General features: G+C 73.1%; 11 protein-coding genes. 4 read left to right on the forward strand and 7 right to left on the reverse strand.

The window, feature by feature from the left end; all coding sequences use genetic code 11:
- Nucleotides 1-4: 4 nt before the first annotated feature.
- The 3 genes from ACFVZH_RS13825 to ACFVZH_RS13835 form a co-directional block, all read right to left on the reverse strand.
- Nucleotides 5-1,021: an AAA family ATPase gene (locus tag ACFVZH_RS13825; RefSeq protein ID WP_384896589.1), complete on the reverse strand. Its 1,017-nt coding sequence runs from the start codon at nt 1,019-1,021 to the stop codon at nt 5-7.
- A gap of 121 nt (nt 1,022-1,142) precedes the next feature.
- A complete protein-coding gene (locus tag ACFVZH_RS13830; RefSeq protein WP_384896591.1) occupies nt 1,143-3,188 on the reverse strand; it encodes a trypsin-like peptidase domain-containing protein in 2,046 nt (681 codons plus the stop codon).
- Nucleotides 3,185-3,643 (reverse strand): CU044_2847 family protein, encoded by a 459-nt coding sequence (locus tag ACFVZH_RS13835; protein ID WP_384896594.1) that lies wholly within the window; start codon nt 3,641-3,643, stop codon nt 3,185-3,187. The genes ACFVZH_RS13830 and ACFVZH_RS13835 overlap by 4 nt, the downstream gene beginning before the upstream one ends.
- Nucleotides 3,644-3,739: 96 nt before the next feature.
- Between ACFVZH_RS13835 and ACFVZH_RS13840 the strand changes: the two genes are divergently transcribed.
- Nucleotides 3,740-3,922: a DUF6104 family protein gene (locus tag ACFVZH_RS13840; protein ID WP_019075209.1), complete on the forward strand. Its 183-nt coding sequence runs from the start codon at nt 3,740-3,742 to the stop codon at nt 3,920-3,922.
- 21 nt (nt 3,923-3,943) lie between these two features.
- Here ACFVZH_RS13840 and ACFVZH_RS13845 read toward each other — a convergent pair whose 3' ends face one another.
- On the reverse strand, nt 3,944-4,756 hold the full coding sequence (locus ACFVZH_RS13845; protein WP_384896597.1) for a hypothetical protein: 813 nt from the start codon (nt 4,754-4,756) through the stop codon (nt 3,944-3,946).
- Nucleotides 4,757-4,905: 149 nt separating this feature from the next.
- Between ACFVZH_RS13845 and ACFVZH_RS13850 the strand changes: the two genes are divergently transcribed.
- Nucleotides 4,906-5,781, forward strand: a complete 876-nt coding sequence (locus ACFVZH_RS13850) for a DUF4097 domain-containing protein (protein WP_384896599.1) — start codon at nt 4,906-4,908, stop codon at nt 5,779-5,781.
- A 1-nt stretch (nt 5,782) separates the two neighbouring features.
- Nucleotides 5,783-6,682, forward strand: a complete 900-nt coding sequence (locus ACFVZH_RS13855; protein WP_384896601.1) for a helix-turn-helix transcriptional regulator — start codon at nt 5,783-5,785, stop codon at nt 6,680-6,682.
- A gap of 87 nt (nt 6,683-6,769) precedes the next feature.
- Here the strand turns inward: ACFVZH_RS13855 and ACFVZH_RS13860 are convergent, their stop codons facing one another.
- From ACFVZH_RS13860 to ACFVZH_RS13870, 3 genes are all read right to left on the reverse strand, one after another.
- On the reverse strand, nt 6,770-8,146 hold the full coding sequence (locus ACFVZH_RS13860) for a cellulase family glycosylhydrolase (RefSeq protein ID WP_384896887.1): 1,377 nt from the start codon (nt 8,144-8,146) through the stop codon (nt 6,770-6,772).
- 82 nt (nt 8,147-8,228) lie between these two features.
- Nucleotides 8,229-9,194 (reverse strand): zinc-binding dehydrogenase, encoded by a 966-nt coding sequence (locus ACFVZH_RS13865; protein WP_384896604.1) that lies wholly within the window; start codon nt 9,192-9,194, stop codon nt 8,229-8,231.
- Between the two features lie 242 nt (nt 9,195-9,436).
- The gene (locus ACFVZH_RS13870) at nt 9,437-10,648 is read right to left on the reverse strand and encodes an NADP-dependent malic enzyme (RefSeq protein WP_384896608.1); all 1,212 of its coding nucleotides are present in this window, start codon (nt 10,646-10,648) and stop codon (nt 9,437-9,439) included.
- A gap of 537 nt (nt 10,649-11,185) precedes the next feature.
- Here ACFVZH_RS13870 and ACFVZH_RS13875 point away from each other — a divergent pair.
- Nucleotides 11,186-12,163, forward strand: a complete 978-nt coding sequence (locus tag ACFVZH_RS13875; protein WP_384896610.1) for an ABC transporter substrate-binding protein — start codon at nt 11,186-11,188, stop codon at nt 12,161-12,163.
- Nucleotides 12,164-12,167 lie beyond the last annotated feature (4 nt).

Raw genomic sequence — 12,167 nt, forward strand, 5'->3', positions numbered from 1 at the left:
GCCATCACCTCGGCTGATCGAGCGGCTGCATGAGCATGTCCGCGATGCGTTCCCTGGTCAGCCGTTCGGCGCGGGAGGCGTGCTGGGTCAGGTAGAGGGCGTTGAGGAGCTGGTCGGTGGCGATCACCTCGCCGGGTTCGCGGTTCAGGAAGCGCTGGACGAGCTCCTGTTCCCCCTCCCCCTCGGCGGCCTCCGTCCCGAGGTGGGCGGCGATCATCGCGCCGACCTGTTCCTCGCCGGGCGCCTCGAGCTCCAGTCGGATGCAGCGGCGCAACAGGGCGGCGGGGAAGTCCCGTTCGCCGTTGGAGGTGAGCACGATGAAGGGGAAGGTGGAGCAGCGGACCCGGCCGCCGAACACCGCGACCTTGCGCCCGTCGTCGCTGAGCACCTCGACGGCCGGCTCCCGGTCGGCGATCCGCTCCAGCTCGGGGATGGCGAACTCGCCCTCCTCCAGCGCGTTCAGGAGGTCGTTCGGCAGGTCGAGGTCGCTCTTGTCGAGCTCGTCGATGAGCAGCACCCGGGGCTGCTCGGAGGGGAGCAGCGCGGTGCCGAGCGGCCCGAGCCGGATGTACGAGCCGATGCCGGCCGGGGCCGCGGCGGCGGATCCGGGCGATCCGGCCTGGGCGCGCTCCAGTTGCACGTCCTGGAGGCGGCCGATGGCGTCGTAGCGGTAGAGGCCGTCCTGGAGCGTCGAGCGGCTGACGATCGGCCACCGCAGCACCCGGCCGAGGCCCAGCTCGTGGGCGACGGCGTGGGCGAGGGTGGACTTGCCGGTGCCGGGGTTGCCGGTGACGAGGAGCGGGCGCCGCAGGTACAGGGCGGCGTTGACCGCGTCGGTCTCGGCGGGCCTGGGGTGGTGGTTCTGGACCAGTCTGCGCCGCACGCCGAGCCGCCGGTCGGAACCGGCCAGGGTGTCGTCCGCGCCGCCCGCCGAGAAGTCGCGCCAGGGCGGCGGGGCCGGCAGCCGCCCTATCTCGTCGTGCGGAAGACCGGCACCACGGTAGATCCGCCAATCGTTCACGATGGACTCCTCCTGGCTGTGGTCTCGGTGCCGGGCCCGTCGACCGTACCGCCCGGTGACGGTGCCTGCCGATGCCGTAACCGGACGGATCGCCGGGGCGTCGTCCCGGTGGCCGCTGGGGTCACAACTCCCCCTCGCCGAGCAGGGGCGGGGCCTCCAGGCGCCCGCCGTGCGGCGGCCGGTCGGGCGGGTCGAGCAGGACGGCGATGGTCTCGGCCCAGGCGAGGTCCGCCCGGTCCGGCGCGCGGGTGCGCAGGGAGCGGATCGGGTGGCGCAGGCCCTCGGCCGTCACCGCCTTCGCGAGGAGCCGCTCGGCCCCCTCGTGGAACTCCGCGCAGTCGGTGTGGTCGTGGGCGCCGGTCCGCCAGAGGGCGAGCGGATGGCCGGCGGCGAGCGCGGCGTTCATCGCCATCAGCCCGTCGCCGCTGCCCACCGGTCCGCAGTAGACGGGGACGGTGCCGCCCTCGGCCTCGCGGAGCCGGTCGTACGTCTCCGCCCAGGTCTCCCGGCGGACGCGCGGGGTGTGCGCGTCGCGGCCGGCGCCGGGCACCTCGGCGCGCAGCGGAGCCGCGTACAGCGGGCCGTTCTCCCCCGCCTCCCAGCGCTCGCGCCACTCGGGGGCCGGTTCCCGGTCGTGGCGGCGGGCGTCGCGGATGACCACGATCCTGCGCTGGCCGAGCGTGGTCGCCCAGGCGTCGTCGGGCCCGTGGGACGGTTCGAGCCGCCAGGTGTCGAGGGGTTCGTCGAAGAGCTCGCGCGGCAGGACCGCCTCCACGGCCGCGAGGTGCGTCCCGCTGTCGCCGCGCCGCAGGGCGTCCGCGAGCGGTTCCCTGAGGGTCTCCCTGAGCCGCGCCCGCTCGACACCGCGGTCGTCGCAGTGCAGCGGGCTGACGGTGTGCCCGTCGAGGAGGAGCTTGACCCGCCACGGGTAACTCCGGCCCCAGCGGGGGGTGTCGATCTCCAGGAGGACGTCGGCACGCGCGCGGGGTTCGCGTACGGAGAGGGGCGCCGGCCGGCCGGGGGTGACGAGCCGGTCGATCTCGCGCCGGAGGTAGCGGTCGGCGTCGCCCGACCTGTCGACGATCCACCGGGTGAGGCCCGTGGTGTCGGCCCGGTCGCCGTACCGCTCGGAGACGTGCCGTGCGACATGGGCCGCGTACAGGAGCAGGGCGTCCAGGTCGAGGTCGCGGGCGTCGTCCCGGCGGGGGACGCGCAGGCCGCGCAGCAGCCCGGCGCCCTCGCTCCAGGTGCGCGGGTCGCTCTCCAGCGCGTCCGGCAGACCGTCGTCCCTGATCCACGCCTTGACCTGGTCGACCAGGTGCATGATCTCGCCGGGGGCGGTGGGCGCGGGCAGCTGCGCCAGGTGCCCGTGGAGCTGGGTGCGCAGGACGGGGCCGCCGCCCCGGGCGCCGGACAGCACCAGCTGCTGGCGGGTCCAGTCGGGCCGGTCGTCCAGCGAGTGGAAGCGGTCGAGGTGGTAGCGGTCGTGGGCGCGCAGCGCCTCGCCCATCGCCTCGCCGCCGGGGAGGTCGTGCAGGCCGCGCAGGGCGGTGACGGGGACGACCGCGCCCCCGTCGGGACCGCGGCCCTTGCTGACGCCGACGACGGCCCCCTGGGTCTGGTCGACGACGGGGCCGCCGGAGCAGCCCGGGACGGGCTTGACCCCGTCGGTGACGAGCGCCCGGCCGTCGCTGCCGTTCAGGGTGCCGTGGACGTGCCGCACGCCGAGCTCGCCGGTCTCCCGGGACCAGCCGTGCAGGCTGACCGCGGCCGGCCAGACGGCCGGGCGCTCGCTGAGACGTACGCAGGACGCCTTCCGCGTGCCGGGCACGCGGACGAGGGCCAGGTCGGGGAGGCCCCAGGGGTCCGGCGGCCGGTCCTCGGGCCGGTCGGGGCGCGGCAGGGCGAGCACGACGGTGCCGGTGGTCTCCCGGGTGGTCGCGCCGTCCTCCCAGACGATGCCGACGGCCGGCTCGCTCCTCCACACCGCGCTTCCCCCCTCGGCCACGACATGGGCGCAGGTCAGCACCCAGCCGGGGGCGATGAAGAAGCCGGTGCCCCAGTACCGGTCGCCGTGCGGGTCATACCCGCCGCCGGGGTCGCCGATGCGCACGAGCGCGGGGCGCACGAGAGCGCTGAAGGCGCCGGGGGCGCCGGGGCCGCTCATGCGGGGCCATCGGCCGCCGGGCGCCCGTGCGGGTCTCTGTCGGGTGCGGGGGCCGGCCCGGGGGCCGCGGCGGGTGCGGGCTCGGGCGCTGCGGCTGCGGGCTCGGGCGGCGCGGGCATGGGCGCGGGTCCCGGTTCGGTCCAGGTGAGGGAGACGTTCACGGACGCCTTGCCCGCGCCGTCGGCGAGGACGCCGATCACCTTGCCCGACTGCGCGGACAGTTCGATGCCGAAGCTGACGGCGACCTCCACCGGCCCCTGCGGGTCGAGGCCCGCGCGCAGCGAACCGACCACCCCGCGCACCACGTCCGTGAGCCCGCCGGCCATCGAGACCACGCGGTCCCGGACGCCGGTGTCCTGGAACCCGCCGCCCCTGCCGAGTTCCTCCGCGTCGCTGACGCGGGCCCAGACGGGCGTCCCGTCGTCCAGCCGAATCCGAGCGATCCCGTGTGCCACAGCGGCCCCCCGCTCCCCGAAACGATGATGAGGAAGGCTAGTCGGTGGCACTGACGGGCGACAGAGGACGTGAAGGCCACGGCCTATCCTGATCCCATGTACTTCACCGACCGTGGCATCGAGGAACTGGAGAAGCGGCGCGGCGAGGAGGAGGTCACCTTCGAGTGGCTCGCCGAGCAGCTGCGGACCTTCGTCGACCTCAACCCCGACTTCGAGGTGCCGGTCGAGCGCCTCGCGACCTGGCTGGCCCGTCTCGACGACGAGGACGACGACGAGTAGGAAGCGCGCCCCGCGCCGGGGTCACCGCTCCCGCAGCCGGTCGTAGGCGAGCCCGAGCGCCCCGTGCGCGACGAGCAGCGCGCCCGCCGTCGCCCAGCCGCCGCTGCGCCGGCCGAGGCCCCAGAGCAGCAGGGGCACCCCCGCCGCGAGCTGTACGCCGCTGAGGACGCGCGCCCTGGGGCCGCGCAGGTACGGGCCGAGGGGACCCTCCTCCACCGCGTCCAGTTCGGCGCGCACGGCGTCGCGCCAGCCGGGCCATTCGAGCTGCTCGGCGCCCTGCGCCAGGGCGACGGAGCGAAGCCGGTCGGCGCTCTCGCCGGGGACGATCCCGGTCGGCAGGGCGAGGCCGGCGCGGGCGAGGACGGCGACGACGCCGACGAGCCGGCTGTGGGCGTCGGCGGCCTGGTCGGGCTCGGTGAGCGGTTCCAGGGCCTGCACGTCCAGGACCGGGTCGAGGGCGAGCCGGGCGGCGAAGGTGCGCATGGCCTCGTCCTCGCCGACGGGGGTGCCGTCCGCGAGCCAGGTGTAGCCGACGGTACGGCGGAAGCCGGCGGCCAGCGTCAGTCCGGCCCGGTCGCGGTCCCACCACAGCGCGACGACGGGCCAGGCGGCGGAGACCGCGAGCGCCGTGGCCCAGCCGGTGACGACCTGTTCGACCGGCTCCCCGCCGTGCAGCCAGGGCTTCCCCTCCGGTACGAGGACGCTCCATTCGGCGCCGGCGGGGGCGACGAGCAACTGCTCCCTGAGCAGTTGGGCCGGCGGGCGGACCGCCGGGGGGTCGGCACGGCAGAGCAGCAGCGCCCCGACGGGGCTCGGTCCGGATGTCGCGTTCATGGGCCCCACGCTAGGCCAATTTGTCCGCGTACGTAGGCAATTGCCCCCACCCTGTCAGGGGAGAGTCAGGGTTGACTTCCCCTTGCCGCGATATATCGTGTCTATCGAGAGACACGATATGTTGCGTTGCCGAACGGGAGGTCAGCACCATGACAGAGTGGTCCGTCACCGAGCCGACGAAAATCGCGCCGGCCGACCCCGTGACACGCCTCCAGGTCCGCATCGTCAACGGCGCGGTGAACGTGGTGGGGACCGACGAGGGTGCCACCCGCGTGGAGATCTCCGAGATCGAGGGCCCGCCCCTGATCGTGTCGCAGGACGGCTCGACGCTGACCGTGAGCTACGAGGACCTGCACTGGAAGAGCATCCTCAAGTGGTTCGACCGCAAGGAGTACCGGCGCCGGGCCGTCGTCTCCGTCGTCGTCCCCGCGGGCGTCGACGTCGAGGTGGGAGTGGTCGGCGCCGAGGCGGTCGTCTCCGGCATCAGCGGACGCACGGAGGTGCGCGGCGTCACCGGCGACACGACCCTGCTCGGCCTCTCCGGCCCGGTCCGCGCCGAGAGCGTGTCGGGCAGCCTGGAGGCCCAGTCGGTGACGGGCGCCCTGCGGGCCAACTCGGTGACCGGGGACGTCACCGTGATCGAGGGCGCGGGCGCCTCCGTGAAGGCCGACACGGTCAGCGGCGACATGGTCATCGACCTCGACCCGGCCGAGCTCGACGGGCCGCCCGCGGACATCCGACTCAGCAGCGTCTCCGGCGAGGTCGCCATCCGCCTTCCGCACCCGGCCGACGCCCGGGTCGAGGCGACCACCACCAGCGGCTCCGTGTCGAACGCCTTCGAGGACCTGCGCGTGGGCGGCCAGTGGGGCGCCAAGTCCATCACCGGCACCCTCGGGGCGGGCCGGGGCACGCTCAAGGCCACCACCGTCTCCGGCTCCATCGCCCTGCTCCGCCGCCCCGAACCGGACCAGGCCGCCACCTCCACCCCCTCCCCCACCACCTCCGCGACCGGAAAGGTGCTCTGACATGCCGCCCGTCTTCGCCCACGGCCGCCTCCGCCTCTATCTGCTCAAGCTGCTCGACGAGGCCCCCCGCCACGGCTACGAGGTGATCCGCCTCCTGGAGGAGCGCTTCCAGGGGCTGTACGCCCCCTCGGCCGGCACGGTCTACCCGCGGCTCGCCAAGCTGGAGGCCGAGGGCCTCGTCACCCACGCCAGCGAGGGCGGCCGCAAGGTCTACTCGATCACCGAAGCGGGCCGCGCCGAACTGGCCGGGCGCGACGCCGAACTGGACGACCTGGAGCGGGAGATCCGCGAGTCGGTGTCGGAGCTGGCGGCGGAGATCCGCGACGACGTGCGCGGCGCGGCCGGCCGGGTGCGCAGCGAGATGCGCGCGGAGGCGGGGCGCACCCGGGCGGCGGACTCCTCCTCGTTCGCCGACGCCCGGGAGGAGCTGCGCCGGGTCGGCCAGGAGTGGAAGGAGCAGGCCCGCGCGGCCCGCGCGGAGGCCACATCGGCCCGCCGCCAGGCGAAGGAGTTCCAGCGGATCGCCCAGCAGGTGCAGGAGGAGGTCCAGGACCACTTCTCGCGGGGCGACTGGCCCAAGGGCGTCTGGGAGGGGCTGTCGGACATCACGGCCCAGCTCGGCGGCCTGGTCGCGGGCACCACCCACCCCAAGGCCGCCGCCCCGGAGCCGCCGTTCGCGACGGCCCCGGCCGGCGACGCGCCGGAGTGGGCCCGGGACACCGAGCCCTCGGGCGACCCGGCCCGCGACCTCGACCGGCTCCTCGACCGCTTCCGCGACGAGATCCGCGACGCGGCCCGCGACCACGGGGTGACCCAGGACCAGCTGACCGACACCCGCCACCACCTCTCGACGGCAGCCGTCCGCATCACCGGCCTGCTCCGCCCCCGCCCGAAGTCCTGACGGGGGGACGGACGACGCAGGTCGACCGGTGTCCGATGGCGGACCGCGCCCAGGGCCCGCGGCGGCGCCCCGCCCAGGCCCCCGGGCTCAGCCGCGGGTGACCGTGACCGTCACGTGGGCGCCGGGGGCGGCGAGGACCCAGGCGCGGCCCGTGGCCTTGCGGAGCACGACCGCGCCGCCGCGGGCCGTGACGCGCCAGGCGCCCGGCGGGAGGGAGAGTTCGGTGACGCGGGGGCCGCGCCGGCCGGCGGCGTCGTACGACAGGCGGTAGACGCCGGCCGCCGGGTCGAAGGCGCTGGAGCGGACCGTGCCGGCGACCGCCTCGGCGTACGGCTCGGCGGTCAGTTCCTTGTTGGTGCGGAAGGCTCCCGTGCCGTCCACCGCGCAGTAGCCGGCGCCGTAGCACCACTCCCAGCCGGCCCAGCCGGAGCTGTAGCGGCCGAGCGAGGCCATGGCCTCGCGATAGAAGCGGTTCATGTTCGGCTGGGCGTTGTTGAGCGGTCCCCACTCGCCCACCACGACGGGGACCTTGTACTCCTTGGGGTACAGGGTGACGGACTGCTCGTAGTTCTCGATCCAGCCGGCGGCCGGGTCATAGTCCCCGCCCGCCTCCATGGCGCCGTTGTAGAAGTGCGGGGCGTAGACGACCTTCGGGTCGTCGATCCGGCCGAGCCCCGTGGGCACGCCCTCGCCCACGATGGGGGTCGGCTCGACGAAGAGCCAGTTGTCGTCGTCGACCGCGCGGACCGCGTCCGCGATCCGGTTGTACATGGGGGTCAGCTGATCCCGCTCGATGCGGCGGGCCGCCGTCGCCAGGTCCTCGCCCTCGCGCAGCTCGCCCATCGGCTCGTTGATCAGGTCGTAGCCGAGGACGGCCGGATGGTCCTCGAAGCGGTCGGCGAGCACCCGCCACATGCGGGCCTGGGCCTGTCGCAGGTCCTCGTCCTCGTACAGATGGGTGAAGGCGCGCTGGACGGCGGGCTCGAAGTACTCCGAGAACCAGTCGTCGGGGTGCGGGGTGAAGGGCAGTCCGTCGGTCCTGGTCGCCCAGGCGGGCACGCCCCGGTGGCCGAAGGCGGGCCCGAAGACGTCCTGGTGGGCGTCGAGGACGACCTTGACGTCGTAGCGCGCGGCCCAGTCCAGGACCCGTTCGATCTTCCGGAGGTACATCTGGCTGTACCGGCCGGGGCTGGGCTCCAGGTCGTCCCAGAAGACGAGGACGCGGGCGAAGTTGAAGCCCTTGGCCCGCATGTCGCGGAAGTGCTTCTCGGTCAGGGAGGAAAGGGCGGCGTCGCCGCTGTGCGCCTTGTCCCCGACGTTCCAGCCGCGCAGGGTGAGCGCGCGGCCGTGGTCGTCGGTGAGGGCGGGTATCCCGTCGCCGCCCGCGCCTCCCGTCTCGGCCCGGGCGGCGGTCGGGGCGAGCAGCGCGGCGACGACGAGCGTGGCGGCAAGAGTGGTTCGCAGCAAGGAAGACCTCCGGCACAAGGATGTGAGCGTTGTTCACCTTTCGCGTGCCGGAGATCCCATCAGTTGTACCGACCGGTCATCAAGAGGTCGTCAGGACGATCTTTCCGAAGAGTTCGCCGCCGGCCATCCGCTCGAAGCCCTCCCGTGCCCGGTCCAGCGGCAGTACGTCGTCGATGACGGGCCGCAGGCCGGTCGCCGCGCAGAACGACAGCAGGTCCTCCAGCTCGTCCTTGGAACCCATCGTCGAGCCGACGACCTTCAGCTCCAGGAAGAAGATCCGGGTCAGCTCGGCGTGCGAGGGCCGGTCTCCGCTCGTGGCGCCCGAGATGACGAGCGTGCCGCCCGGCCGCAGCGACTTCACCGAGTGCGACCAGGTGGCGGCGCCGACCGTCTCGATGACCGCGTCGACCCGCTGCGGAAGCCGCGCCCCCGGCTCGTACGCCTCGACGGCCCCGAGCTCGACGGCCCGCTTGCGCTTCGCCTCGTCGCGGCTGGTGGCGAAGACCCGCAGCCCCGCCGCCTTGCCGAGGGCGATCGCCGCGGTGGCGACGCCGCCGCCCGCGCCCTGGACGAGGACCGAGTCACCGGGCCGCACCCCGGCGTTGGTGAAGAGCATGCGGTAGGCGGTCAGCCAGGCCGTGGGCAGGCAGGCGGCCTCCTCGAAGGACAGCTCCTTCGGCTTGGGCAGCACGTTCCAGCGGGGCACGGTCACCCGCTCGGCGAAGGTGCCCTGGTAGCGCTCCGTGAGGATGGACCGGGGCTCGTCCGGGCCCACGCCGTGGCCCGTCTGGCCGATCACGGAGTGCAGGACGACCTCGTTGCCGTCCTCGTCGATGCCCGCGGCATCGCAGCCGAGGATCATCGGCAGCCTCCCCTCGGGCAGCCCCACCCCACGCAGCGACCACAGGTCGTGGTGGTTGAGCGAGGCGGCCTTCACGGTCACGGTGGTCCATCCCGGCCGCACCTCGGGTTCGGGGCGTTCGCCCAACTCAAGGCCGTTCAGCGGCTGGTCACGGTCGATTCGGGCAGCGTAGGCAGCGAACATGGCCCCGACCCTAGGGGCCCGCGGGCGGGCGGGGAACCAGCCCCCGGTGTGACCCGTGTCGCGCCGCGCCCCCGGGATCTCCGGGTACGCCGAAGGGCCCCGTCCCGGTACGCGGAAGGACCCGGTCCCGGTACGCGGAAGGGCCCCGTCCCGGTGTGCGGAACGGGGCCCTTCGGCGTACTCGGGGCGCGTCGGCCGGCGTGGTTCGCGGTCGCGCCGGCCGAGCGCCTTGTTCAACCGCGTCAGCGGCGCGCGACGCCCTCGGCGCGGGCCGCGGCGGCGACCGCGGTCGCGACGGCCGGGGCGACCCGCTCGTCGAACGGCGACGGGATCACGCAGTCGGCGGCGAGCTGGTCGCCGACGACGTCCGCGATGGCGTTCGCCGCGGCGATCTTCATGCCCTCGGTGATCCGGGAGGCCCGGACCTGGAGCGCGCCGGCGAAGATGCCGGGGAACGCGAGGACGTTGTTGATCTGGTTCGGGTAGTCCGAACGACCGGTCGCCACGACGGCCGCGTACTTGTGCGCGACGTCGGGGTGGACCTCGGGGTTCGGGTTGGCCATGGCGAACACGAAGGCGTTCGGAGCCATGGACGCGACGGCCTCCTCGGGGACCGTGCCGCCGGAGACGCCGATGAAGACGTCGGCGCCGGCGAGGGCGGTCTCCAGGGAACCGCTCAGGCCCGCCTTGTTGGTGAGCTCGGCGATCTCCCGCTTGACGTCGGTGAGGTCCTCGCGGTCACGGCTGACGATGCCCTTGCGGTCGGCGACGGCCACGTCGCCGAGGCCGGCCTCCAGGAGGAACTTGGCGATGGCCACGCCGGCCGCGCCCGCTCCGGAGATGACGCCGCGCAGGTCGCCCAGGGTCCGGCCGGTCAGCTTCGCCGCGTTACGGAGGGCGGCGAGGGTGACGATCGCGGTGCCGTGCTGGTCGTCGTGGAAGACCGGGATGTCGAGGCGCTCCTGGAGCTTGCGCTCGATCTCGAAGCACCGGGGGGCCGAGATGTCCTCCAGGTTCACGCCGCCGAAGGACGGGGCGAGCCGGACGACGGTCTCGATGATCTCGTCGGTGTCGGTGGTGGCGAGGGCGATCGGGACCGCGTCCACGCCGCCGAACTGCTTGAAGAGGATGGCCTTCCCCTCCATGACCGGGAGGGATGCCTCCGGGCCGATGTCGCCGAGGCCGAGGACGGCCGTCCCGTCGGTCACGACCGCGACGACGTTGGACTTCCAGGTGTAGTCGTTGACCAGCTCGGGCTGCTCGGCGATCGCGGTGCACACCTTGGCGACGCCGGGCGTGTACGCGAGGGACAGGTCGTCCTTGTCCCGGAGGGGCACGGTGGCCTGCACGGCCATCTTGCCTCCCCGGTGGAGGGCGAAGACAGCGTCGAAGGGCTCCTCCTGAGCTCCTTCGGTACCGCTGTCATTGCGAGGATTGACGATCTCCGCTGCCATTGGGTTGACCCCTTAAGTCTGTTTCATTTGAGGGTGGCCACTCCTGGTTGAGGAGGGGTGGGGAGGCACCGCGGCCGGCCTTGTCGGGCAGCCGCTCGGGCGCGCCGCACAACGCGCCCTGAGCCCCGGATGAGGGGTGTAAGGATCCTTCTTACCGGACGGACGGCACCGCAGACGAGTCCATAACCGCTCGGTGACGCGACTCATACCGAGTGCATCCGGACACGGACGGAGAACGACACGTCACCCGATGTCCCTATAGATGTGCACCCCACCCGAATGGCCGTCTTCGACTCGTCCGAATGGCGAGATGAACCGGAGATTCTCCGGCGATGGGGAAGGGATTCCGCAGAAGATCCGGCCCTGATGTACCGGCCTGTCGCGATTCAGGGGTCACCCGTTACCCGATTTTGACATCACTGGCCGTCGGTTTGAGGCGGTCCGAATGGCAAGATGCCGTAATCACACGAGGTCGCGGCACTCGAAGACGCGTACGCGACCTACTGGCAACTCCCTCAACGCCGGAGGAACCCGACCATGACCGCACGCTCCACGCGCTGTACGACCGTCGCCAAGACCCGCACCTCCCGTCTTGCCGCGGTCGCCGCCATCGCGGTCGCCGGCTCCATGCTGCTGACCGCCTGCGGCGACCAGACCGAGAGCGCCTCGACGCCCGAGGGCGGCACGAAGTCCGGCGCGGCCTCCACGGCCCCGCTCTTCGCCAAGCTGCCCGCGGACATCCAGAAGGCCGGCGTCATCAAGGTCGGCACGGACGCCACCTACGCCCCGATGGAGTTCAAGCAGGGCGCGACGGTCGTCGGTGTCGACCCCGACATCGCCGCGGCGCTCTCCAAGCAGCTCGGTGTGAAGTTCCAGTTCGAGAGCGGCACCTTCGACACGCTGCTCACGGCCCTGCCGACCGGCCGCACCGACATCGTCATGTCCTCGATGACCGACACCAAGGCCCGTCAGGAGGGTCTGGACGACAAGGGCCAGAAGACCGGCACCGGTGTCGACTTCGTCGACTACTTCACCGCCTCCACGGGCATCCTGGTGAAGAAGGGCAACCCCCAGAACATCAAGTCGCTCGACGACCTGTGCGGCAAGAAGCTCGCGGTCCAGCGCGGCACCACGTACGAGCAGGCCGCCAAGGACCAGGCCGAGAAGTGCAAGAAGGACGGCAAGCCGGCCCTCACCTTCGAGTCCTTCCCGACCGACGCCGAGGCCCAGACCCGTGTCAAGGCGGGCGGCGCCGTCGCCGACCTGAACGACTCCCCGGTCGCCGCGTACATCGCGCAGACCGCGGGTGGCGGCAACGACTTCGAGGCCATCGCCAACAAGACCGACGCCGGCCTCTTCGGCATCGCCGTCGACAAGAAGAACACCCAGCTCCGCGACGCGCTGAAGGAAGCCCTGGACGCCGCCATCAAGGACGGCTCCTACAAGGCCGCCCTCGACAAGTGGAACGCCGGTGACGGCGCCATCCCCGCGGCCAAGATCAACGGCGGCTCCTGACTTC

Source organism: Streptomyces sp. NPDC059534 (assembly GCF_042743475.1).
In the GTDB taxonomy this organism is placed as follows: domain Bacteria; phylum Actinomycetota; class Actinomycetes; order Streptomycetales; family Streptomycetaceae; genus Streptomyces.